The organism is Streptomyces sp. Y309 (assembly GCF_056712025.1).
In genome coordinates this window covers 5,027,635-5,051,072 of the sequence record NZ_CM160048.1, presented here as the reverse complement: position 1 = coordinate 5,051,072, position 23,438 = coordinate 5,027,635, and the positions used below count along the sequence as shown (strand labels likewise).

General features: G+C 71.5%; 21 protein-coding genes. 13 read left to right on the top strand and 8 right to left on the bottom strand.

Annotated features, from left to right (window positions below):
• Positions 1-147 precede the first annotated feature (147 nt).
• A complete protein-coding gene (locus AC0KTA_RS20540) occupies positions 148-1,092 on the top strand; it encodes a glucosyl-3-phosphoglycerate synthase (RefSeq protein ID WP_481049670.1) in 945 nt (314 codons plus the stop codon).
• A gap of 116 nt (positions 1,093-1,208) precedes the next feature.
• Complete coding sequence (locus tag AC0KTA_RS20535) at positions 1,209-2,624, top strand: alpha,alpha-trehalose-phosphate synthase (UDP-forming) (protein ID WP_481049669.1); 1,416 nt, start codon at positions 1,209-1,211, stop codon at positions 2,622-2,624.
• A 242-nt stretch (positions 2,625-2,866) separates the two neighbouring features.
• On the opposite strand, the gene otsB is transcribed toward AC0KTA_RS20535, so the two are convergent.
• The 3 genes from otsB to AC0KTA_RS20520 are packed head-to-tail and all read right to left on the bottom strand — an operon-like array spanning position 2,867 to position 5,303.
• On the bottom strand, positions 2,867-3,724 hold the full coding sequence (gene otsB, locus AC0KTA_RS20530; protein WP_481049668.1) for a trehalose-phosphatase: 858 nt from the start codon (positions 3,722-3,724) through the stop codon (positions 2,867-2,869).
• Between the two features lie 16 nt (positions 3,725-3,740).
• Positions 3,741-4,001, bottom strand: coding sequence for a DUF3263 domain-containing protein (locus AC0KTA_RS20525; RefSeq protein WP_481049667.1), 261 nt, complete (start codon positions 3,999-4,001; stop codon positions 3,741-3,743).
• A gap of 30 nt (positions 4,002-4,031) precedes the next feature.
• Entirely contained in the window at positions 4,032-5,303 is a 1,272-nt protein-coding gene (locus AC0KTA_RS20520) for an ABC transporter substrate-binding protein (protein WP_481056500.1), read from the bottom strand.
• 396 nt (positions 5,304-5,699) lie between these two features.
• Between AC0KTA_RS20520 and AC0KTA_RS20515 the strand changes: the two genes are divergently transcribed.
• The 4 genes from AC0KTA_RS20515 (at position 5,700) to AC0KTA_RS20500 (ending at position 9,915) form a co-directional block, all read left to right on the top strand.
• Entirely contained in the window at positions 5,700-6,731 is a 1,032-nt protein-coding gene (locus tag AC0KTA_RS20515; RefSeq protein WP_481049666.1) for an ROK family protein, read from the top strand.
• Entirely contained in the window at positions 6,731-7,909 is a 1,179-nt protein-coding gene (gene nagA / locus AC0KTA_RS20510; RefSeq protein WP_481049665.1) for an N-acetylglucosamine-6-phosphate deacetylase, read from the top strand. The genes AC0KTA_RS20515 and nagA overlap by 1 nt, the downstream gene beginning before the upstream one ends.
• Before the next feature lie 110 nt (positions 7,910-8,019).
• The gene (locus AC0KTA_RS20505) at positions 8,020-8,955 is read left to right on the top strand and encodes a 1-phosphofructokinase family hexose kinase (RefSeq protein WP_481049664.1); all 936 of its coding nucleotides are present in this window, start codon (positions 8,020-8,022) and stop codon (positions 8,953-8,955) included.
• Positions 8,956-9,069: 114 nt separating this feature from the next.
• Positions 9,070-9,915 (top strand): class II fructose-bisphosphate aldolase, encoded by an 846-nt coding sequence (locus AC0KTA_RS20500; RefSeq protein ID WP_481049663.1) that lies wholly within the window; start codon positions 9,070-9,072, stop codon positions 9,913-9,915.
• Between the two features lie 151 nt (positions 9,916-10,066).
• Here the strand turns inward: AC0KTA_RS20500 and AC0KTA_RS20495 are convergent, their stop codons facing one another.
• Both AC0KTA_RS20495 and cdgB read right to left on the bottom strand, forming a co-directional pair.
• On the bottom strand, positions 10,067-11,092 hold the full coding sequence (locus tag AC0KTA_RS20495; protein WP_481049662.1) for a carbohydrate-binding protein: 1,026 nt from the start codon (positions 11,090-11,092) through the stop codon (positions 10,067-10,069).
• A gap of 196 nt (positions 11,093-11,288) precedes the next feature.
• Positions 11,289-12,965, bottom strand: a complete 1,677-nt coding sequence (cdgB, locus tag AC0KTA_RS20490) for a diguanylate cyclase CdgB (RefSeq protein ID WP_481049661.1) — start codon at positions 12,963-12,965, stop codon at positions 11,289-11,291.
• Positions 12,966-13,409: 444 nt separating this feature from the next.
• On the opposite strand from cdgB, the gene AC0KTA_RS20485 reads away from it, so the two are divergent.
• Positions 13,410-13,988 (top strand): flavin reductase family protein, encoded by a 579-nt coding sequence (locus AC0KTA_RS20485; RefSeq protein WP_481056499.1) that lies wholly within the window; start codon positions 13,410-13,412, stop codon positions 13,986-13,988.
• A gap of 42 nt (positions 13,989-14,030) precedes the next feature.
• Here AC0KTA_RS20485 and arfB read toward each other — a convergent pair whose 3' ends face one another.
• Positions 14,031-14,474, bottom strand: coding sequence for an alternative ribosome rescue aminoacyl-tRNA hydrolase ArfB (arfB, locus tag AC0KTA_RS20480; RefSeq protein WP_481049660.1), 444 nt, complete (start codon positions 14,472-14,474; stop codon positions 14,031-14,033).
• 330 nt (positions 14,475-14,804) lie between these two features.
• Between arfB and AC0KTA_RS20475 the strand changes: the two genes are divergently transcribed.
• Both AC0KTA_RS20475 and AC0KTA_RS20470 read left to right on the top strand, forming a co-directional pair.
• Positions 14,805-15,380 (top strand): TerD family protein, encoded by a 576-nt coding sequence (locus tag AC0KTA_RS20475; protein WP_016643471.1) that lies wholly within the window; start codon positions 14,805-14,807, stop codon positions 15,378-15,380.
• 410 nt (positions 15,381-15,790) lie between these two features.
• Positions 15,791-16,315 (top strand): GNAT family N-acetyltransferase, encoded by a 525-nt coding sequence (locus AC0KTA_RS20470; RefSeq protein WP_481049659.1) that lies wholly within the window; start codon positions 15,791-15,793, stop codon positions 16,313-16,315.
• A 175-nt stretch (positions 16,316-16,490) separates the two neighbouring features.
• On the opposite strand, the gene AC0KTA_RS20465 is transcribed toward AC0KTA_RS20470, so the two are convergent.
• Together AC0KTA_RS20465 and AC0KTA_RS20460 are read right to left on the bottom strand one after the other, a co-directional pair.
• The gene (locus AC0KTA_RS20465) at positions 16,491-17,972 is read right to left on the bottom strand and encodes a M1 family metallopeptidase (protein WP_481049658.1); all 1,482 of its coding nucleotides are present in this window, start codon (positions 17,970-17,972) and stop codon (positions 16,491-16,493) included.
• 149 nt (positions 17,973-18,121) lie between these two features.
• Positions 18,122-18,679 (bottom strand): GlcG/HbpS family heme-binding protein, encoded by a 558-nt coding sequence (locus AC0KTA_RS20460; RefSeq protein ID WP_481056498.1) that lies wholly within the window; start codon positions 18,677-18,679, stop codon positions 18,122-18,124.
• Between the two features lie 260 nt (positions 18,680-18,939).
• On the opposite strand from AC0KTA_RS20460, the gene AC0KTA_RS20455 reads away from it, so the two are divergent.
• The 4 genes from AC0KTA_RS20455 to AC0KTA_RS20440 all read left to right on the top strand — a co-directional run bounded on the left by AC0KTA_RS20455 (position 18,940) and on the right by AC0KTA_RS20440 (position 23,388).
• Positions 18,940-20,589, top strand: coding sequence for a sensor histidine kinase (locus AC0KTA_RS20455; RefSeq protein ID WP_481049657.1), 1,650 nt, complete (start codon positions 18,940-18,942; stop codon positions 20,587-20,589).
• Positions 20,579-21,328 (top strand): response regulator, encoded by a 750-nt coding sequence (locus AC0KTA_RS20450; protein ID WP_481049656.1) that lies wholly within the window; start codon positions 20,579-20,581, stop codon positions 21,326-21,328. The genes AC0KTA_RS20455 and AC0KTA_RS20450 overlap by 11 nt, the downstream gene beginning before the upstream one ends.
• 191 nt (positions 21,329-21,519) lie before the next feature.
• Complete coding sequence (locus AC0KTA_RS20445; RefSeq protein ID WP_481049655.1) at positions 21,520-22,020, top strand: hypothetical protein; 501 nt, start codon at positions 21,520-21,522, stop codon at positions 22,018-22,020.
• A 114-nt stretch (positions 22,021-22,134) separates the two neighbouring features.
• On the top strand, positions 22,135-23,388 hold the full coding sequence (locus AC0KTA_RS20440; RefSeq protein ID WP_481049654.1) for an NAD(P)-binding protein: 1,254 nt from the start codon (positions 22,135-22,137) through the stop codon (positions 23,386-23,388).
• The last annotated feature ends 50 nt before the right edge of the window (positions 23,389-23,438 follow it).

Below are 23,438 nucleotides of genomic sequence, written 5' to 3'. Positions count from 1 at the left end.
GTTGTGGGTTTCAGTCGTTGATCTCGAACGCGGCGGCGACCCCCGACATGCGATGGTCACCGGCGTTGTTCAAGACTGTAACCGAAGCCTTGGACCCTTGAGATAGTCGTCCGATGCGCGAGATGGATCACAACCGGGAGGACGCGCGTGCTGGAAGAGGTCGAGCGCTGGCTGAGCAGGCGTTCCTGGTCCGTCGCCGACCGCCCGCCGCATCAGCTCACCGCCGCCAAGCGTGCCGGTGGCGCCTCGGTGAGCGTCGTGCTGCCCGCACTCGACGAGGAGGGGACGGTCGGTGAGATCGTCGCCGAGATCCGCCGTGAGCTGATGGAGAAGGTCCCGCTCGTCGACGAGCTGGTGGTCGTCGACTCCGGCTCCGCCGACCGCACGGCCGAGGTCGCCGCGGCCGCCGGGGCGCGGGTCGTGCACCGGGACGAGATCCTGCCGCGGCTGCCCGCGGTGCCCGGCAAGGGCGAGGTGCTGTGGCGCTCACTCCTGGTCACCGGCGGTGACATCGTGGCGTTCGTCGACGCCGACCTGAAGGAGTTCTCGGCGGACTTCGTCACCGGGATCGTGGGGCCGCTGCTCACCGAGCCGGACGTGGACTTCGTGAAGGCGATGTACGACCGCCCGCTGGGCGCGGCCGCCGGTCAGGGCGGCCGGGTGACCGAGCTGATGGCGCGCCCGCTGTTGAACATGCACTGGCCGCAGCTCGCGGGCTTCGTGCAGCCGCTCGGCGGCGAGTACGCGGCCCGCAGGTCGCTGCTCGAACGCCTGCCGTTCCCGGTCGGGTACGGCGTGGAGGTCGGCCTGCTCGTCGACGCGCTGCACACCGTGGGTCTGGACGCGCTCGCGCAGGTCGACGTCGGTGTGCGCAGGCACCGGCACCAGGACGGGCAGGCGCTCGGGCGGATGGCGGCGGCGATCTACCGCACCGCGCAGCTGCGGCTCGCCCGCGCCCATCTCGTACGCCCCGAACTCACGCAGTTCGTGCGCGGCGAGGACGGCTTCGAGCCGCGGACGTACGCGGTGGACACGGAGGAGCGGCCGCCGATGGCGGAGGTGGAGGAGTACGCGGAGCGGCGGGTGGCCTGAGACCGGCTGTCGGCTGTACGTCGGCTGTATACGGCGCCGTGGTCCGCCTCCGGCAGTGATGTGACGTTCCCCGGACGTACGTTTGAGCGTTTCCGTGAGCGGCTAGGTTTCGGCACATGGTTTCCGAGGTTTCCGCGCACGCAGCCGACGCGCCCGCCCAGGTTCTCGTCGCGTCCAACCGCGGCCCGGTGACGTACTCCCTCGGGGACGACGGGACGCTCGACGCCAAGCGCGGCGGCGGCGGGCTCGTCTCCGGGCTCAGCGCCATCGGTGCGGACACCGACGAGGGTGCCACGCTGTGGGTGTGCTCCGCGCTGGGCGAGGGCGACCGGGAGGCCGTGCGGCGGGGCGTCGGCGAGCCGGGCGTGAGGATGCTCGACATCGACGCCGCCGTGCACGCCGACGCGTACAACGGCATCGCGAACTCGGTGCTGTGGTTCGTGCACCACATGCTGTACCAGACGCCTCTGGAGCCCGCGTTCGGGCCGGAGTTCCGGGCGCGGTGGGCTTCGTACGAGACGTACAACCGGGCGTTCGCGGACGCGCTGGCGGAGAGTGCGGCGCCGGGGGCCTCGGTGCTCGTGCAGGACTACCACCTGGCGCTGGTGCCGGGGATGCTGCGCGAGCTGCGCCCTGACCTGCGCATCGGGCACTTCTCGCACACCCCGTGGGCGCCCGTCGACTACTTTCGGATGCTGCCGGACGACATCGCGGAGCAGGTGCTGCGCGGGATGCTCGGCGCGGACCGGCTCGGGTTCCTCACCGGGCGGTGGGCGGACGCGTTCACCGCGTGCTGCGTGGCGATCCTCGGGGGTACGTCGGGGACGCGCATCGGGGTGCACGGGCTCGGGGCCGACGCGGACTTCCTCCGGGAGCGGGCGCGGCGGGCGGACGTCGAGGAGCGGCTCGCCGCGCTGCGGGAGCAGGTGGGGGCCGGGCGGAAGGTCATCGTCCGGGTGGACCGGACCGAGTTGTCCAAGAACATCGTGCGCGGGCTGCACGCGTACCGGCTGCTCCTTGAGGAGCGGCCGGAGTGGCGTGGGCGGGTCGTGCACGTCGCGTTCGCCTACCCGTCGCGGCAGGATCTCGCGGTGTACCGCGACTACACGGCGGAGGTGTCGCGGGTCGCCTCCGCGATCAACTCCGCGTACGGGACCGACGATTGGACGCCCGTCGTCCTCCACGTCAAGGACGACTTCGCGCGCTCCCTCGCCGCCTACCGCCTGGCCGACGTCGCCCTCGTCAACCCCATCCGGGACGGGATGAACCTGGTCGCCAAGGAGGTGCCGGTCGTCTCCGACGAGGGGTGTGCGCTGGTGTTGTCCCGGGAGGCCGGGGCCTTCGAGGAGCTCGGGGAAGACGCGGTTGTCGTGAATCCGTACGACGTGTCCGGTACGGCGTACGCGTTGCACGCGGCGCTGACCATGCCGCCCACGGAACGTGCGGAACGCACCAAACGCCTGGCCGCGGCCGCCACTGCCCTCCCCCCGTCCCAGTGGTTCCTGGACCAGCTGCGGGCCCTGGCCACCTGACCCCCTGACAAGCCCGCCGCTCCGCGGCGGATCTCTCCCACCCGCCCACCCGTTTCCACTCGACCAACAGCTCCGGGCCGAAGTCCACACCAACGCCCACCGACAGCCCAGGTCGACCGACTCCCGGTGCCACACAAGGCAGTTCGGCGTCTACAGGTCACTTTCCCGTTACCTGCTGTGGGCAGCTGGGCCGCCAGGGGCGGCTCCCGACCCTTAACGGCAGCCCAGGCCGACGGGGCCTCTCAGGGCAGTTGGGTGGCCAAAGTCGCCAGGAGGGTGACCACGCCCGGGGGGCCGTCGACCACCAGGTCGGCTCGGTCAGAGAGTTCGGGGACCTCCGTGCTGCCGCTGCACACCAGCAGGCCCCGCACATCCCCGTCGGAGCGGAGCTTGTCCACGGCGGCGAAGGCGGGCAGGTCCCCGAGGTCGTCACCGGCGTACAGGACGGACTCGGCGCCCACTTCGCGTACGTACTCGACGAGGGCCACGCCTTTGTCGACGCCCGGCGGGCGCAACTCCAGGACGAGGCGGCCGGGTTCGACGATCAGCCCGTGGCGGGCGGCGAGCTCGGCGAGCGGCTCGCGCAGGGCGTCGAACGCGGCCTGCGGATCCCGCGCCCGGCGCGTGTGCACCGCGACGGCCCGCCCCTTCTCCTCGATCCAGGTACCGCGCCAGGCGCCAATCGCGTCCAGGAAGCCGGGCAACTCGGCCCGCACCGCGGCAACCCCGGGGTGCGGCTCCGCGGCCTGCACGGTCCCGCTGACGGCGTCCCACCGCTCGGCGCCGTAGTGCCCGAGGACGACGAGGTGCTCAAGGCCCGACACCCCGGCGAACCCGCCGTAGCGGACGGCGACACCGGCGGGCCGCCCGGTGACGACGGCCACGGAGCAGACCTTCGGCGCGAGCGCGGCAAGCGCGGGCACCGCGTCCGGGTGGGCCCGCGCCTGCTCCGGGTCGGCCACGATCGGCGCCAGCGTGCCGTCGAAGTCCAGGGCGATCACGGCACGTTCGGGCCGGGCCAGGATCGCGGCGAGTCCGTCCCGCCCCGCGGGCGTCAGCGGCCGCGGCAGCGGCTGGGAGGAGTGCGTCAGGTCACCCATGAGCCCGACCTTAACCTCAACGCTCCGCGCGCCGCGCCTGTCGAACCCGCCGCAGTCGGTTCACGGTGACCGGATCGTGCGCGAGGGCGCGCCCGTCGTCGAGGAGGGCGTTGAGGATCTGGTAGTAGCGGACCGGGGCGAGCCCCAGCTCCTCGCGGATGGCCCGCTCCTTGGCGCCGGGCCCGGCCCAGTTGCGCCGCTCGAGCGCGAGCACCGCCTTGGCGCGCGCGGACAGGCCGACGTCACCGTCGTCCCCCGGCCGGCCCTCGTCCGTCATGACGTCCACGCTAACCCCGGCCCGGGGTCCTCACTGCGCGTTCTCCTCCGCGGCCGCCTTCGACTCGATCTGGCCGAGGATGGCCTTGGGGTTGCCGTTCGGGCCGACGGTCTTGCCGATGTACTTCTTGATCTGCACGGAGACCTGCGCCCAGGACACCTTGCCGACCGGGTAGAGCTGCGAGGTCGGCAGCTCCTTCAGGAACTCGCCGAGCTTCGCCGCGTCCTTCTTGTTCCCGGCCATCTCCTGCGACGCCGAGGTCGTCACGGGCAGCAGGTCGTACTCCCGCGAGAAGTCCAGAACGTTCTTCTTGCTGTAGACGAAGTCGAGGAAGTCCCCGATCTCCTCGCGGTGGCCGTTCTGCTTGAAGGCCATCATCCAGTCGGCGACGCCCATCGTGGACTGGGCCTTGCCGTTGATGCCGGGCATCGGCACCATGCCGTACTTCAGGCCCTTCTTGGCCGACATCTGCATCAGCGTCGGGTGGCCGTTGAGCATGCCGACGTCGCCGCGCGTGAAGGCCGCGAACGCCTCGGCGCGGTTCAGCTCGGCGGGCGCGGTCGGGCCGGTGAGGCCCTTGCCGACCAGCTCGTCCTTCAGCCACTCGAAGGTGCTGATGTTCTGCTTGGAGTCGATGGCGTACGAGTCGACGTTGTCGGTGTAGCCGCCGCCACCGCTCAGCAGCCACTGCATCGTCTCGGCCTGCGCCTCCTCCGGGCCGAGCGGCAGCGCGAAGGGGATCTTCACGCCGCGGGCCTTCAGCTTCTGCGCGGCGGCCTGCAGCTCGGACCAGCTCTGCGGGGGCTTGATGCCGGCGCTCTTGAACAGCTTCTCGTTGTAGAAGAGCAGGCGCGTGGACGCGGCGAACGGCATGCCGTACTGCACGCGGTTCACCTCGCCGGCCTTCGAGAGCGGCGCGAGGAAGTCGGCCTGGGTGGGGATGGAGAGCAGGTCGTCGGCGCTGTACAGCTTGTCCTGCGCGGCGTAGTCGGCGTACGCGCCGATCTGGGCGAGGTCGGGGGCCTCCCCGTCCTTCACCATCTCCTTGACCTTGCGGTCGACGTCCGTCCAGGAGTAGACGCTCACGTCGACCTTGATGTTCGGGTGCTCGGCCTCGAACTTCTTGGTCAGCTCGGCCCAGTACTTCTTGGAGCTGTTGGCCGAGGAGTCGCCGTAGTCGGCGGCGACGAGTTTGAGGGTGACGTCACCGGAGTCGCCGGAGTCGCCGCCGCAGCCGGCGAGCAGCGCCGTCATGCTCAGCGCGGCCACCGCCGCGGTCAGACCTGTCACGCGCCGCTGCACTGCTGTTCCCACCCTCGTCGTTCCATGCTGAACTGCGAGTTTCCCTCGCGTGCCGATACAAGGTCTACACCACCCGAGTATCACTTCTGCAACGGCCTTGCCTTATCCGCCGCTTCCGGCCTCGCGGCGCGCCCCAGACCCGCCCCTTCGCCGTAACTGGGGCTCCGCCCCAGACCCCACTCCTCAAACGCCGGAGGGGCTAAGACTTTCGCCGGTGCGGCAAGGTTCTAGCCCGTCCGGCGATTGAGGACGAGCCGCGGAGCGGCGATCAGCGGGGGTCCAGGGGGCGGCAGCCCCCTGGTTACGGGAAGGGGCGGGATTGGGGAGCTCCCAGCCGGGCCCACCCACAGACATGTGGACTAGACCTCTCGCAGGGTCACACGCGACACTGTCCCCGTGAGACATGTCATCGCCCTGGACGTGGGCGGCACAGGAATGAAGGCCGCCCTGGTCGGGGCGGACGGCACGCTGCTCCATGAGGCGCGCCGCCCGACCGGACGGGACCGCGGCCCCGAGGCCGTCGTGGAGTCGATCCTCGGCTTCGCGGCGGACCTCCGCGCCCACGGCCTCGCCCACCTCGGCGAACCGGCCGCCGCGGCCGGCGTCGCCGTACCCGGCATCGTCGACGCCGAGCACGGCATCGCGGTGTACGCGGCCAACCTGGGCTGGCACGACGTACCCCTGCGCGACCTCCTGAGCGCCCGCCTGGAAGGCATCCCCGTGGCGCTCGGCCACGACGTGCGCACCGGCGGCCTCGCCGAGGGCCGCCTCGGCGCCGGCAAGGGCGCCGACCGGTTCCTGTTCGTGCCGCTCGGCACCGGCATCGCCGGCGCGATCGGCATCGACGGTGCCATCGAGCCCGGCGCCCACGGCTCGGCCGGCGAGATCGGCCACATCGTCGTACGCCCCGGCGGCCCGCCCTGCGGCTGCGGCCAGCGCGGCTGCCTGGAGCGGCTCGCCTCCGCCTCCGCGGTGAGCGAGGCCTGGGCGAGGGCGAGCGGCGACCCTGCCGCGGACGCCGCGGACTGCGCGAAGGCCGTCCGCTCCGGCGACCCGCGCGCCCTGGACGTCTGGCAGAACGCGGTGGACGCCCTCGCCGACGGCCTGCTCACGGCCCTCACTCTGCTGGACCCGCACACCCTGATCATCGGTGGCGGCCTCGCGGAGGCCGGGGAAACCTTGTTCACACCGCTGCGCGCGGCCGTCGCCGACCGCGTGGTCCGGTTCCAGACGCTGCCCGAGATCGTCCCGGCCGCACTCGGCGACGCGGCGGGCTGCCTGGGCGCGGGCCTGCTCGCGTGGGACCTCCTCGGCACCACCGATGAAGCCACCGGCGAAACCACCGACGCAACCGCCGAAGAACCCACCGAAGCAGCCACCGAACCCGACAGAACCCGCATCCCCCACTCCCCGGAGGTAACCACCTGATGGCCACTAGCAAGGTGCTCGCCGGTGCTCAGGTGGTACTGCCCACCGGAACCGTCCCAGGCGGCCGCGTCATCGTCACCGAAGCCGGCCGCATCGGCGAGGGGGGTACCTCCCTGCTCGAGCGAAGCCGAGAGCTTGGGGGAGCTCCCGCGAACGCCGAGACCGTCGACCTGACCGGCTGCTGGCTGGTCCCCGGCTTCGTCGACGTGCACAACCACGGCGGCGGCGGCGCGTCCTTCACCAGCGGCACGGCCGAGGACATCCTGCACGGCGTGCGGACGCACCGCCTGCACGGCACCACGACGGTCGTGGCCTCGACGGTCACCGGCGAGATGGACGCCCTCGCCCAGCGCGCGGGCCTGCTCTCCGAGCTCGCCGAGCAGGGCGACATCGCCGGCATCCACTTCGAGGGCCCCTTCATCTCCCCCTGCCGCAAGGGCGCCCACAGCGAGGCCCTGCTGCGCCACCCGGACCCGGCGGAGGTCCGCAAGCTCATCGACGCGGCCCGCGGCCGGGCCCGCATGGTCACCCTCGCCACCGAACTCCCCGGCGGCATCGACTCCGTACGCCTCCTCGCCGAGCACGGCGTGATCGCGGCGATCGGCCACACCGACGCCACGTACGAGCAGACGAAGGCCGCCATCGACGCGGGCGCCACCGTCGCCACGCACCTCTACAACGCGATGCCCGGCCTCGGCCACCGCGCCCCCGGCCCCATCGCCGCCCTCCTGGAGGACGAGCGGATCACCGTCGAGCTCATCAACGACGGCACGCATCTGCACCCGGCCTCCTTCGAGCTGGCCTTCCACCACGCGGGCGCGGGCCGCGTCGCCCTCATCACGGACGCCATGGACGCGGCGGGCTTCGGCGACGGCACCTACCTGCTCGGCCCGCTGGAGGTCGAGGTGAAGGAGGGCGTCGCGCGGCTCGCCGAGGGCGGCTCGATCGCCGGCTCGACGCTGACCATGGACCGCGCGTTCAAGCGGTCGGTGACCATCGACAAGCTGCCCGTCGAGGACGTCGTCGCCGCGACCTCCGCGAACCCGGCCAAGCTCCTCGGCATGTACGACCGGGTCGGCTCGCTGGAGCCCGGAAAGGACGCCGACATCGTGGTCCTGGACGCGGAGTTCACGCTCAAGGGCGTGATGCGCAAGGGCGATTGGGTGATCGAGCCCTAATTCACCCCATAACCAAGGCGGTTGGTCCGAGGTCTGGGCCAACCGCCTTCTTTTTGGCATGATCAGGCCCCGAAAGCTGTACGCGGCACGCGTGATCCGGGGGTGAAGCAGTGATCGTCACGGTCACGCTGAACGCCGCCCTGGACATCACGTACAAAGTCCCCTCCCTCACCCCGCACGCCTCGCACCGCGTCACCGAAGTGACCGAACGCGCGGGCGGCAAGGGCCTGAACGTCGCGCGCGTGCTCGCCGCGCTCGGCCACGAGGTGACGGTGACCGGCTTCGCGGGCGGCGACACCGGCCGCACCCTGCGCGACCACCTCGCCCGTGTGCCCGGCGTCGCGGACGGCCTGCGCACCGTCGCGGGCGCCACCCGCCGCACCCTCGCCGTCGTGGACGCCCGCACCGGCGACACCACCCAGCTCAACGAGCCGGGCCCGACCGTCTCCCCTGCCGAGTGGGCCGGATTCCTCACCTCCTACGAGGAGTTGCTGAGCGGCGACGACGTGACGGCCGTGGCCCTGTGCGGCAGCCTGCCGCCCGGCGTGCCGGTGGGCGCGTACGCCCTGCTGATACGCGCCGCGCGCGCCGCCTCCGTACCCGTACTCCTCGACACCAGCGGCGAACCGCTGCGCCGCGGGGTCGCCGCCCGCCCCGACATCGTCAAGCCGAACGCCGACGAACTCGCCGAACTCACCGGCGCCCACGAGCCCGCCCAGGCCACCCGCGACGCCCGCCGCCGCGGCGCCCACGCCGTCGTCGCCTCGCTCGGCGCCGAGGGCCTGCTCGCCCTCACCCCCGAGGGCACCTGGCGCGCCACACCGCCCGGCCGCGTCCGCGGCAACCCGACCGGCGCGGGCGACTCGGCGGTCGCGGGCCTGCTCTCCGGCCTCGTCCGCCGGCTGCCCTGGCCGGACCGGCTGACGCGCGCGGTGGCCCTGTCGGCGGCGACGGTCGCGGCCCCGGCGGCGGGCGAGTTCGACGCGGCGGTGTACGAGGACGTGCTGCCGAAGGTCGCCGTGACGGGGAAGCCGACGGCGGCGTGAGGCGACGATATGGGGGCGTCGGCGTGAGGGCGGAGTACGGCGGGGGCGGGGCTCAGGCGTAGCACAACGGGCCGCAACGGGCCGCAACGGGCCCAGGAATGGGGATGGTTCGGCATGCCACTCACCACCACCGGCGAACTCGTCGCCCGGGCGGCCGCGGACGGACGCGGCGTCGCGGCCTTCAACGTCATCACGCTCGAACACGCGGAGGCCATCGCGCTCGGCGCGGAGCGAGCGGGCACCGCTGCGGTGCTCCAAATATCCGAGAACGCGGTCAAGTTCCACGGCGGCCGCCTCTCCGCGATCGCGGCCGCGGCCACCGCCGTCGCCCACGCCTCCACCGCGCCCCTCTCCCTCCACCTCGACCACGTCACGGACCCGGACCTGCTGCGCGCCGCGCACGCCGAGGGGTTCAGCTCGGTGATGTTCGACGCGTCGAAGCTGACGTACGCCGAGAACGTCAAGGAGACCGCGGAGGCGGTGCGTTGGGGCCACGAGCGCGGCATCTGGGTCGAGGCGGAGCTCGGCGAGGTCGGCGGCAAGGACGGCGAGGCCCCCTTGGACGCGCACGCCCCCGGCGCCCGCACGGCCCCCGCCGAAGCGGCCGCCTACGTCGCCGACACCGGCATAGACGCCCTCGCCGTGGCCGTCGGCTCCTCCCACGCCATGACGCAACGCACCGCGGCCCTGGACCACGACCTGATCCACTCCCTGCGGGAGGCCGTCCCCGTCCCTCTGGTCCTGCACGGCTCAAGCGGGGTCCCTGACCAGGAGATCCGCCAGGCCGTCGCCTCCGGCATGACAAAGATCAACGTGGGCACGGCACTGAACACGGCCTTCACGGGCGAGGTGCGTACGTACCTCGCGGCGAACGCGAGCGGGGTCGATCCCCGCAAGTACCTGACCCCGGCGCGCGAGGCGATGGCGGGGGTGGCGGAGTCGTTCCTACGGCTCCTTTAAAGCCCGTCCGGCGTTTGAGGACGAGCCGCGAAGCGGCGATCGACGGGAGCTGTCCCACCCGCACGGGACGCCGACCTGGCTGGGGTCCAGGGGGCGCAGCGCCCCTGGTTACGGGAAGGGGCGGGATTGGGGAGCCTCCCGGCAGGGCCCCCTACTCCTTGACGTGCCCAGCCTTCAGCCAAACCCGATCAAGCACAGCATCACACTTGTCCCCCGCCTGGCAGGACACAGAAATCGTGTTGGTCCCCTTGTTGAGCTGGACGAAGGCGAACGTCTTCGTCCACCCCTTGTCCCAGGCCCCCGCCTTCGCCCCGGTGAAGTTGTCCATATTGAGCTTCCGCCCGGAAGCAGTCCCATTGATCCCGAGCGTGGTCTCCGCGGCCTTGCCGGGCACGGAATAGCCCACGAACACGGTGTAGGCACCGCTCTTGGGAATCCCGTCGACGGTCCAAGTCACCTGGGCTCCGGGCTTGTTGAGCCCGGCCACGTACACACCACCGGCGGACTGCGCCCCGTCGATGTCGGACGCGGTGGTGGTGCCGCCCTCCAGCTTGAGGGCCTTGGCGTCCGACTTGGGCAGCTCGGCGTCGGGCTTCTTGCCGTTGCCCTTGGACGGGGTGGGGCTCGGCTTCTCGGAGACGGACTGGTTCTGGGAGGGGCCCGCCTGCTTCCCGTCGTCGTCCCCGTCACCGCCGCCGAACATCATGGCGGCGCCGATGCCGAGGGACACGACGGCGACGACGGCGATGGCGCCGATCAGCAGGCCCTTGGTGTTGGGCCCCCGCCCACGCCCGCCGCCGCCTCCGGCTCCGGCGTGCGCGCCGGGCGCACCGGGCCCGCCCGCCTGCCGCATCGGCGCGGTGACCCCGTGCTGTGCCTCCGGAGCGGTGTAGTGGGCGCTGGGCTGCCCGGGCGGCTGCTGCGGCGCGTGGGCGGGCGGCGGGTAGCCGTACGCCGGGGCCTGGCCCTGGGCGTGACCCTGCTGCTGCCCGTACTGCCGCTCGCCGACCGCGCGCACGTGGTTGTACGAGGACCGCGGTCCCGGGTAGCCGTACCCGCCGCCCCCGGAGGGCGGTGTCGCGCCGGCCGCCTGGCCGTCTGCGTACAGGTAGCCGAACGGGTCGTCATCGCCCTCTGGCGCGCGCGGCGTGTGCTCGCCGTTATTGCCGGGCGTCATTCGCAGGTCACTCCCTCGCATCGCGGATGCGGCGAGCCTACCCGCTCCGGGTGACCGCCCAAGGTGACGTTGACAGCATCACGAACACAACACGAACAACATCACTGGCGGCACCTGTCCCGGCACCGCACCGACATCGCCCCGTCACCGCACCGACACCGCTCCGCCCGCCGCATCCCGTACCCCGTAAGGGAGTTCACCCGGCCCGCCGGTGCTGCTTCGCACGGGAACGTTTCTCGACGTACATCCGCTGGTCGGCAGAGTGCAGCACTTCGTCCGCGGACATCCCGCAATGTGCCCATCCGATGCCGAAGCTGGCGCCGACGCGCACGGCACGCCCGTCCACCCGGATCGGCGGGATGATCGCGTTCCGCAGCCGCACCGCGAGGTCCTGCGCGTCGGCCCGGCCGAGCCCGTCGGCGAGCACCACGAATTCGTCGCCGCCGAGCCGCGCCACCGTGTCGCCGTCCCGGACGCCGCTGGTCAGACGCCGGGCGACCTCGATGAGGACGGCGTCACCGGTGTGGTGCCCGAAGCGGTCATTGATCGACTTGAAGCCGTCGAGGTCGCAGAAGAGGACGGCGAGCCCCTTGGTGCCGTCGTCGGGGTCGGCCTCCTCGGGCGGGGCGACCGTGTGCACGTGGTGGTCGTAGCCCTCGCCGTGCAGGCCCGTGTGCCCGCCCATGACCGGGCCGTGGCCGTTGCTGGAGGCGTGCCCCGGCGCGTACAGACCGCTGTTGTCGTACGCCGCGTCCAGCGAGTCCACCGTGGACGGCTGCCCCGCGTGCGGCCTGCGGCAGAGGCGGGCGCTGAGGCGGGCGCGCAGCTCGGCGGAGTTCGGCAGTCCGGTCAGTGAGTCGTGCGAGGCGCGGTGCGCGAGCTGGAGCTCGCGCCGCTTGCGCTCCTCGATGTCCTCGACGTGCGTGAGCAGAAACCGGGGCCCGTCCGCGGCGTCGGCGACGACCGAGTTCCGCAGCGACACCCATACGTACGTCCCGTCCCTGCGCCCGAACCGCAGCTCGGCCCGCCCGCCCTCCGCCGACGTACGCAGCAGCGTCCCGATGTCCTCGGGGTGCACGAGGTCGGAGAAGGAGTAGCGCCGCATCGCGGAGGCGGGGCGGCCGAGGAGGCGGCAGAGCGCGTCATTGGTGCGCAGGATGCGGCCGTGCTGGTCGCCGCCCATCTCGGCGATGGCCATGCCGCTGGGCGCGTACTCGAAGGCCTGCCGGAAGCTCTCCTCGCTGGCGCGCAGCGCCTGCTGCTCGCGCTCCAGGCGGACCAGGGCGCGCTGCATGTTGGCGCGAAGGCGTGCGTTGCTGATGGCGATGGCGGCCTGGAAGGCGTACATCTGGAGCGCTTCGCGCCCCCATGCGCCGGGCCTGCGCCCGTTGCGCGGGCGGTCCACGGAGATGACGCCGATGAGCTCGCCGCCCGACGCCCCGGTCGCGTACATGGGCGCGAAGAGCCGGTCGGAGGGGTGCCACTCGTCCTCGAAGCGGGGCTCGGGTCCCTCGGTGTACCACTGCGGCACGTCGTCCTCGTCGAGGACCCAGCCCTCCGTGTACGAGATGAAGCGCAGCGCGCCCCAGGCCTCGCCCATGGTCAGGCGGCGCTCCCAGGACTCGCGCGAGCCGACGCGGCCGGTGATCAGTGCCTCGGCGGCGGGATTGCCCGCGAAGGCGGCGACGACGAGATCGCCGTCCGGGCGTACGAGATTGACGCACGCCAGCTCATAGCCAAGGCCGTTGACCACGCCGTCGGCGACGGTCTGCAGCGTGTCCGCGAGGCTGCGGGCCGTGTTGAGGTCCGCAACCACCTGATGGAGCTGCCGCAGGGTCGCAAGACGGACGTACGGCTCCGACTCGGTCTCCATGCTCGCTCTCCCCGAGACCTCGACAGCAACTCCAGGATCCGCAGCGCCCTCTGTGTCCTCGCTGAGGCCCGTGCTTCACGCTTCGTCGCGCTCGTGTGCCATCAGCTTCTGTGTCCGTCCGATTGCCACGGTCACTGAATCACAGCGAGCTGCCCACCCGGTACACAGGGTCAACAAAATATGGGCCCTGTGACTCAAGTCACAGGTGAGAGGTCCGATTTGAGACCTGGAGTTGAGCCCGATTTGAGCTATGGGCGGGGTGCGGGGGTGGCCTTGGCCAAGGGGTGACGGCGGGCGGGGCCCGGGTGGCCGGTCCGGGCGGCCGGACCGGGCGGCCGGACCGGGTGGACCTAGGTCTCGGCCTAGGACCGGGCTCGGCCCGGGGGCCGATGCGGAACGATCCGGTCCGCGGCTAGCGTCGAGACCGTGGCTGCCGACCTGACCATGAAGACCCAGACCCAGACCCTGTCCGACCCGCGCCCCCTGGGGGTTCATCCTGTGGGGGTGAGCAACGACGAGTTCCGCGCCGCCATGTCCCGCCTGGCCGCGGGCGTGGTCCTGGTGACGGCCCACGAGCCCTCGCTGGACCCGGACGACCCGAACGCCCCCGGCGGCGAGGACGTCGGCATGACGGCGACGGCCTTCCTCTCCGTCTCGCTGGACCCGCCCCTGGTCATGGTCAGCCTGCGCGAGGGCTCCCGCATGGACGACCTGCTCGCGGAGCAGCCGCTGTGGGCGGTGTCGGTCCTGTCCGAGAGCCAGCGGCACATCGCGGGCCGCTTCGCCATGAAGGGCCGCATCAGCGACCGGCTGCTCTTCGACGACATCCCGTACGCACACGGCGACATCTCCGGCGCCCCCCTCGTGGGCGGCGCGCTCGCGACCCTCGAGTGCCGCACGGAACAGACGGTGACGGCGGGTGACCACACGCTGGTGATCGGCCGCGTGCTTACGGCGGAGCTGCCGAGCGCGGACGGCGGGCCGCTGCTGTACTTCAAGGGCCGCTACCGCCAGCTCGGCTAGCGGCGCTTACGCCCTTTACGCCCTTTACGCCCTTTACATCCTTTATCCCCAGCCCTTGCCCGACCGGCCCTGCTTGGTCTCCCCGCGCCGCTTCTTCTCCCGCAGCCGTCGCTCGTTGATCCCGCGCGGGATGCGGGTGGCGCGGCGCGGCTTGGGCGGCGGGGCGGTGGCCTCGGCGAGCAGGGCGGCGAGGCGGGTGGCCGCCATCTCCCTGTTCCGCCACTGCGACCGGTGCTCACTCGCCCGTACGCTGATGACCCCGTCCACGAGCCGGGACCCGAGCCGCTCCAGCGCCCGCTGCTTCCACACCTCGGGCAGCGCCTCCGTCCGCGCGAGGTCGAAGCGCACCTCCGCCTGCGAGTCACTGGTGTTGACGTGCTGCCCGCCGGGCCCGGAGGACCGCGAGAAACGCCACATCAGCTCGGCCTCGGGCAGCGAGACGGAGCCACGGATGACGTAAGGGCGGTGACCGGACATGTGCCCCATGGTCCCGTGCCCGAGCCCCTCACGTCACCCTCTTTTCAGCTCACCGGTGTCAGCGACCGCCGCAGGCCAGGCACCCCGCGGCGCCTTCACGACGCCCCCGCGCCGCGCCCGCGAGGCCTCTGCGCGCCCCGCGCAGCACCCGCGCAACGCCCGCGAGTAAAGAACGTAAAGAGAGTCCACGGCATATGGAACCTTCGATACCCCCCTCGGCGTTCATAGGGGTGTCGGTAGCTTCGTGCCAGCATGAAGCCCGCACAGTACGCAGGCACCACTCGGTTGTATTCACACAACCTCGGTTGTATTCACGCAACTAGGAAGGGACTCCCAACAATGGCTGTAAGCCTGTCCAAGGGCGGCAACGTCTCGCTCACCAAGGAGGCACCGGGCCTGACCGCCGTCACGGTCGGCCTCGGCTGGGACGTCCGCACCACCACGGGCACCGACTTCGACCTGGACGCCTCCGCCATCGCGGTGAACCCCCAGGGCAAGGTCTTCTCGGACGCCCACTTCGTCTTCTTCAACAACAAGGCGACGCCGGACCAGACCATCGTCCACACCGGCGACAACGTCACCGGCCAGGGCGAGGGCGACGACGAGCAGATCAACGTCAACCTCGCGGGCCTCCCCGCCGACGTCGAGAAGATCGTCTTCCCGGTCTCCATCTACGACGCCGAGAACCGCTCGCAGAACTTCGGCCAGGTCCGCAACGCGTTCATCCGCATCGTGAACCAGGCCGGCGGCACCGAGATCGCCCGCTACGACCTGTCGGAGGACGCCGCCACCGAGACCGCCATGGTCTTCGGCGAGCTGTACCGCAGCGGCGCGGAGTGGAAGTTCCGCGCCGTCGGCCAGGGCTACGCCTCGGGCCTCGTCGGCATCGCGCAGGACTTCGGCGTCAACGTCTGAGTTCAGCAACACCTGAGTTCGGCAACGTCTGACGTCGACCACGCCTGAGTCGACAACCTCTGAGTCCGACCGGGCAATTGCCCGACCGGGCAGTCGTCCGACCGGGCAGCCGCACAGCCGACAGCCCGGCGGACCGTCGCCGGACAAGTCCGGACAAGTGAAGGGCCCCGACCGGGCACCCCGGTCGGGGCCCTTCCACGTCCCGACCCACCTATCCGAAGCCCGACCGACGCACGACTCCTGGTGGGCGAGTGGCGCCAGTCGACCACCCACGACACCCCCGGCCCCACGGGAGCCGGCACCCGACGCCCCTCCGACTCACCGTCCTAGCACCGCAGACTCACCCTCCGAGCACCGCGACTCACCGTCCAAGCGCCGCCGCCCCTCCCCGGGCGGCTAGCCTGCGCCGCATGCTCCTCGAACCGCTCGCGGCCACCACCGACGGCACCGCTCCGGGCGACCTGCCCGGCCCCCTCCTCACCGAACTCACCGCTCTCTACGCCTCCAACCACGAGTTCTTCGCCCTCAGCGGAGACTTCCCGGACGCGTACGACATCACGACCGAGCAGGTCGCCGCCGCACTCGCCGACGAACTCGCCCAACCCGGCGCCGAGGTACTCCTCGGACGCTCCGAAGGCCGACTCGTCGGCGTCGTCGTCACCCTCGCCCACCACCCCGACCCGGCCGACCCCGACCCGTGGATCGGCCTCCTCCTGGTGGACGCCCGGGTCCAACGCACCGGCCTCGGACGACGGTTGGCCACCGCCGTCGAACACCGCTTCCGCTCCGCCGGCCGCACCGCGGTACGCCTCGCCGTCCTCGACAACAACCCGAAGGCCCTCGCCTTCTGGACCGCCCTCGGCTACGAACTCATCGACCACCGCAAGGACGCCCAACTCGGCCGCCCCTGCGCCGTATTGCGCAAGCCTCTGTGAGTGCTCTGCGAGTGGTCCGGGGTGGGAACGGCTCTGCACGGCGGTGCCAGGGTCCCTGCCCCTGAGGAGGGCCCGTGGGAAGCGGCCCGTGGGAAGCGGCCCATGGGGAGCGGCCTGTGGGGAGCGGCCTGTGGCGAGGGACCCGTGGCGAGGGGAGCGAGTGCGCGCCGTGGTCCTACGGGTTCTCCGGCTTGCCGTCCCCGTAGAGCCAGTCCGCCCACACCTGCTTCAGTTCCTCGCGAGATTCGTCGTCGCCCGCGTGCTTCTCGACGTACTCCGTGAAGTCCTTCGTGTCCGCGTTGCCGTGCCGATGGGTCTTCGCCCAGCCCTGGACGATGTCGTAGAAGGTGTCGTCGCCGACCGTCTCGCGGATCTTGTGGATCACCATCGCTCCCCGGTCGTACACCGGGTCACCCGAGATGTTCTCGGCGTCCGGCTGCCTCGCGGGCGGGAAGTCCCAGATGGCTTCGTTGTCCTCCTCTGCTTCGTAGTAGTCCCCCTCGTACAGCGCGTCGAAGGTCTCCTGGGCGCTGTCACCTCCGTTGTCCTCCTCCCACAGCCACTCCGCGTAGGTCGCGAAGCCTTCGTTGAGCCACATGTCCTGCCATGTCTTCGGCGTGACCGAGTTGCCGAACCACTGGTGGGCCAGTTCGTGGACGAGCGTCGACGTGTTGGCGTCGGAGATGGGGAACACCGGCTTGGTCTGGGTCTCCAGGGCGTAGCCCAGGTTCACACGGTCGTCGACGATCGCGCCGGTCGAGGAGAAGGGGTAGTCACCGAAGTTGAGTTCCGCCCAGTCCATGATTTCGGGGATCTTCGCCAGGACCTTCTCGGTCTTCTCGTACTTGTCCTCCGGCATCGTCGGGTCGATCGCCGTGAACACCGGGATGCCGGAGTCCGACTTCGACGTCATCGTCTTCTTCGTGTCGTACTCACCGATCGCCACCGTCGCCAGGTAGCTGGCCATGGGCTCGGCGTTGTGCCAGGCGAACGTGGTGCGGCCGTTCGTGGTGGTCTCGTTCGTCAACTCACCGTTGGAGATGGCTTTCAGGCCCTTGGGCACGGTGATCTGTATGTCGTAGACGGCCTTATCGCTCGGGTGGTTGCTGCCCGGGAACCACGCCATCGAGCCCGCCGGCTCGCCGACCGCGAGCGCGCTCTCCTCCCCCTTCAGCCAGCCCTCCTTGGAGCCGTCCACGTCGGTGACCGTCTGCGGTGTGCCGGAGTAGCGGACGGTCGCGCGGAACGTCTCGCCCCGGTCGAGGTCGTCGCGCGGGCGCACGGTCAGCTCGTCGCCCGCTCTGCTGAAGCGGGCCTCCTTGCCCTCGACGGTGACCTCCTTGACCTCCAGGCCCTTGAGGTCGAGGTTGAAGGCGCTGAGGTTCTTGGTGGCGCGTGCCGTGATCTCCGCCTTGCCGGTGAGGTGGCGGGACTCGGGGTCGTAGCCGAGGGTCAGGCCGTAGTGCGCCACGTCGTATCCGCCGTTGCCGAGCTTCGGGAAGAACGGATCACGGACCCCTGCGGCGCCGGGGGTGCCGTCCACGCCGCCTCCGGTGCAGGCGGTGAGCGCGGTGAGCGTCAGGGCGGCCAGGACGGCGGGGGCGGGGCGGCGGGCGCGGGGCCCCCTGGTCAGGGGGGCGGTGGCTCGATAGTTCACCTCTGTGATCCTATGACCACCGCCCCGTGGGGCCTTGTCCCAGGGGAGTCACCTGGGCCATCCCAAGAGGTCAGCTGGCATCCCAGGGGAGCCGTCTGGATCAGCTGACGCCTGCTCGGGAGTGCCGTGCCCACTCGGCCAGGGGCAGGTCAGCGGCCGAGGGCCGCCACCCCTGCCTTCGCGAACTTCTCGTCCAGGTCTCCGCTCGGCGCGCCCGCCACGCCTATGCCCGCGATGGGGGCGCCCTTGGCGGTGACGGGGGTGGCGCCTGCGAGGAACAGCGTGCCCGGTATGTCCTTGAGGTTCGGCGTCTGGGAGAGGCGCTTGGCCAGCTCGGAGGTGGGGGCGTTCCATGACACGGCCGTGTAGGCCTTGCGCTCGGCGGACTCGTACGACTGCGGGCCTGCGCCGTCGCCACGCAGGGTGACGATGGTGTTGCCGTTGCGGTCGACGACGGCGACCGTCACGCGCTGGTTCTCCTTCTTCGCGGCGGCCAGCGAGGCCTGCGCGGCCTTGGTCGCGGCGGCCACGGAAAGGTGCGTGGAGCCGGTGAGGTGGCGGTCGCCCGCGTCCGCGGTCACGGCGGCCTTGGCGGCGGCGTCCGGCGTCCCGGCCGTGGCAGAGACCGTGCCGAACGTCGCTGCGGCGACCGTGGCGAGCGCTGCGGCCGTAGTAAGGAATCGCGTGCGCGGGGAGAGCTGCTTCATCGACTTCATGTCCGTTAACTCCTGTGCGGATGCGGGATTTTGAGAGTGAGCGGCGAGTCGTCCCGCCACGCAATCCATCGTCCGGCCCCTGCCCGCCCCTTCTCGTCGGCGTTCCGGCTGCATGCGGCGCGCGCTTCGGTCGACAGCCGTGTCAACCGTTCGGTTGATCCGGGCGCGTGGCCTCGCACGCCAGAATGTGGATGTCTTCCCAGTTCAGGCGCGTGAGCTCAAGCACGTGCGACGGCCGAAAGGAGGCCAGCGTGGACCAGCAGCCAGACGGCCTCGGCGCCGTGGATCAAGGTGGGACCGGCTCCCACCCCGCGAATCCGGACGGGACCGACCGCTCTCACGCCGGGAGCCGGCGCGCCGTCGATCCCGGCTCCCGCGCCGCCGCCCCCGAGTCGCGCTGGCTCGGCGCCGTCATGCACACGGCGTTCTTCCTCCTCCTCGCCGCTTCCCTCGCCCGCTTCCTCCTGCGCCACCCGGGCGAGCCCCGCACCCCGGGCATCATCGCCCTGTCCGTCGCGCTCGCCGTCCTCTATCTGCTGGGGCCGGCGCCGGGAGCCGCCCCCAGCACCCGCCGCCCGCTCTGGCTGGGCGCGGTGGTCGGCGCCTGGGTGGTCCTCGTCGTTCTCGCGCCGAGCTTCGCGTGGTGCGCAGTGCCCCTGTTCTATACGGGACTGCGCACGCTGCCGACGCGAGCGGCACTGGCCCTGGTCACGGTCCTCACCGGCCTCGTGGTCGGCGCGCAGCTCAGACTCGCCGGCGGCTTCGATCCGAATCTGGCCTTCGCACCGCCCGCCGTCGCGGCCGTGGCGACCGCGGTGTTCCTCCACATGCAGCAGCAGACGGCACAGCAGCGCGCACTGATCGACGACCTGATCCGCACCCGACGCGAACTGGCGGCCACCGAACGGCGCGAGGGTACGCTCGCCGAGCGCCAGCGCCTGTCGATGGAGATCCACGACACCCTGGCCCAGGGCCTGTCCAGCCAACAGATGCTGCTGCAGGCCGCCGACCGGGTGTGGGACGCGGACCCGGCAACGGCCCGCGCCCACGTCCGGACGGCGGAGGCGATCACGGAACGCGGACTGGCGGAGGCCCGCCGCTTCGTCCACGACCTGGCCCCCGCAGACCTGGCCGACGCGGGCTCCGACGACAGCGACGCCCTGCCGTCGGCCCTGCGGACCCTGGCGGAACGGGAATCGGAGACGGAGCCGACCGTCCGCTTCCATGCCGAGGGCAAGCCCGTCCCCCTGCCCGCCAGAGCCCAGTCGGCGCTGCTCCGGATCGCACAAGGCGCCCTGGCGAACGTGCGCGAGCACGCCGACGCGAGCACGGCGGCGCTGACGCTGACATATCTGGACGACCAAGTGGTCCTCGACATCGCGGACAACGGAAAGGGGTTCGTGGTCGCGGAGAGAAGTCAGGGAAGTCGAGGGCTCCCGGCCTCGGAGGACGATTCGGGGTTCGCCGCCGCGGACAGCAGACCAGGGTCCGGCCCGGGTGAGCCGAGCGTGCGGGCGGGCCGGGGGCATGGGCTGCTGGCGATACGGGCTCGGGCGCGGCAGCTCGGAGGGATGCTGACGGTGGAGTCGGCGCCGGGCGAGGGGACGGTGGTGTCGGTGTCGATTCCGCTGGCCGGTCCCGCGTCTTCTCCCTCGCCCTCGTCCGCGGCTCTCTCCTTGTCGTCTCCTCCTGCCTCGTCTTCGCTTCCCTCCTCGTCCTTGCCTCCCTCCTCGTCCTTGCCTCCCTCCTCGTCGTCGCCTCCCTCCTCGTCCCGTTCTCCTTCGTCTTCGTCCTCGCGTCCTTCGCCGTCTTCGTCCCCTTCCTCGCCCGCGTCTCCGCATTCGCCCTCGTCGCCGTCTCCGTCCCAGCGGCCGTCATCCGGGAGTGGTCATGAGCAGTAGTACGCCGACGAGTGGCACAGTTCGGCTGTTGGTGTGCGACGACCATGTGGTGGTGCGTGCGGGGTTGTTGGCGCTGCTGGCCAGTGCGCCGGGGATCGAGGTGATCGGAGAGGCGGGCACCGGTGAGGAGGCGGTGGCGCTGGCGGCGAAGCTGGTGCCGGATGTGGTGCTGATGGACCTGCAGCTGGGGCAGGGGATCGACGGGGTGGAGGCGACGCGTCGTATCGCGGCCGGGCAGCGCGAGGCCCAGGGTGGCGGTAGCAGGGGCGATGTCGGCGGCGCGGGACCAGGTGGTGACGACGGCGGCGGTGGCGCGGGACCAGGTGGTGACGGTGGGGGTGAGACGCCGCGGGTTCTGGTTCTCACGACGTATGACACGGATGCCGACATCACTCGAGCCATCGAGGCGGGGGCGACCGGGTATCTGCTGAAGGCAGAGCGGCCCGAGGAGCTGTTTGCGGCGATCCATGCGGCGGCGCAGGGGCGGACGGCGCTGTCGCCGCCCGTGGCCTCCCGTGTGATGGCCCACATGCGGGAGCCGCGGCCCACGCTCACCGCGCGGGAGCTGGACATCCTCGCGCAGCTCGCACAGGGGATGGGCAATCGGGAGATCGCCAGGACGCTGTTCATCAGTGAGGCGACGGTGAAGACACACCTGGGGCGGATCTACGACAAGTTGGGGGTGGATACGCGGGCAGGGGCGGTGGCGGTGGCCAAGGAGAAGCGGTTGCTTCCCTGACGGGCGTCCGGGAGGGCGAGACGGACGGGGGTGCCGGGAGGGCCTGGAATCCGGGAGGGCCTGGAATCCGGGACGGCGAGGAAGCCGGGAGGGTGGGGAAGCCGGTGAGCAGGGGTGGTCGGGAGAGTCTGGGCCTTGGGGGTGTCGTCCGGTGTGAGGTGGGGGGCGGTGAGCGTGGCACCATCGGGCGCGTGCTCGATATTGGTTACGCCCTTTCCCGCCGTTTTCCGGACCCGCCGCAGATGGACTATCGCGAGGCGGACGTTCGCGCGCTGCGGCACGACCTGTTCTGCGGGGATGTGTATCTGGCGGACACCAAGGCGGACCGGGAGCTGAGTACGGCGTGGGGGTGGGTGCCGGTGCTCGACTTCGCGTGGGCGCTGTGCGACATCGTGGAGGAGCTGGACAAGGATCCGCTGGGGAGCAGGGCGTCGCGGCCGCAGTATGCCGAGCTGGACTTCACGGAGTCGACGGACCGGATGCTGTTCGTGCGGCGGTTCGGGTGGGTGGACATCGAGGCCGACTGGATGCGGGCGGAGGAGGAGCCGCTCACGTTCTCGCACAGGGAGCTGCGGAAGGAGGCACGGGACTTCCTGCACGACCTGATGGCCGACCTCATCGACCTGCATGAGGGGCTGGGGGCGAATCCGGTGATCTGGACGTTGCAGGCACGGTATCCGCGGGTGGGCTGAAGGGCGTCGGCGCAGGGATGTCACAAGGGGATGTCACATTCGGCCAGGGTCTGTGCGTCGTAACGGTAACTGCGTTCCCGCGCCCGTGAGGGTCGACAGAAACGGAGGCCGTCCATGGCCCGCGCCACCCGAGCAAACCACTCCCCCGGCCGTCCGCAGCGCCACGTCACCGTGGTCGGCGGTGGCTTCGCCGGGCTGACCGCCGCGATCACGGCTGCCGAGGCCGGGGCGCGGGTCACGTTGCACGAGTCGCACCACACGCTCGGCGGTCGGGCGCGCACGGCCGAAGGGATGTACAAGACCAATGAGGGGCCGCACGCGCTGTACAACGGCGGGCCGCACTGGTCGTGGCTGAAGCAGCGCGGGCTGATCGGGGACCTCGCGCCGATCCCGCCCATCGAAGGCACCCGGCTGCGTCTCCACCACCGCGGCACACTCCGCCGTACACCGCCCTTCGCGATGCTGAAGCTGCTGCGGCGCTCCCCCGAACAGGCGCCGGTGGACGTGGACTTCGCGACCTGGGCCGGCGCGCAGGTGGGAGAGGAGGGCGCGCGGGCCGCGGCGCACTACTCGGCGGTGGCGTTGTTCCACCACGACCCCGGCTCGCTGTCGGCGCGGTTCGTGCACACGCGGCTGCGGCGGGCGACGAAGTTTCCGCCGGAGGCGCACTATCCGGTGGGTGGCTGGGGTGCGGTGATCGACCGGATGGCGGGCATGGCGTGGAACCTGGGGGTGCGGGTGGAGACGCTCGCGCGGATCGACGACATCGAGGAGTTCCAGGCGCAGGGCCCGGTCGTCGTGGCGACGTCGCTCGACGCGGCGCGGCGGCTGTTGGGGGACGACTCGCTGCGCTGGGAGAGCGGGCGTACAACGCTGGTGGATGTGGCGGTGCGGGCCCGGCGCGGGGACCTGTTCGCGCTGTCGGATCTGGATGCCACGGGGTGGATCGAGCGGTTCACGGCGCAGGACCGTACGCTCGCGCCCGCGGGTGAGCAGCTCATCCAGGCCCAGATCCCGATCGGCCCGGACGAGTCCAAGGCGGACGGGGTCGCCCGCGCCGAGCACCTGCTGGACCTCGGTTTCCGGGACTGGCGGGAGCGCGTGACGTGGCGGCGCGCCGCTGTGGCGAACGGTCGCACGGGTGCGCTCGACCGCCCCGGGACCACGTGGCGGGACCGGCCGGCGGTGGACCGCGGCGACGATGTGTACCTCGCGGGAGACCAGGTGGCGGCGCCCGGGCTGCTGTCGGAGGTGTCGTTCAACAGCGCGATGGAGGCGGTCACGCTGGCGTTGACGGGCAGGGGCGGATTGGCGGGGGTGGACAGGCCGGACGACGGTACGCCGTGGGTTGACCTCAAGTCCGCTTGAGGTTGAAGAGTGGCCGGTATCAGCGGTCCGGACGGGACGCGCCAGTGCCC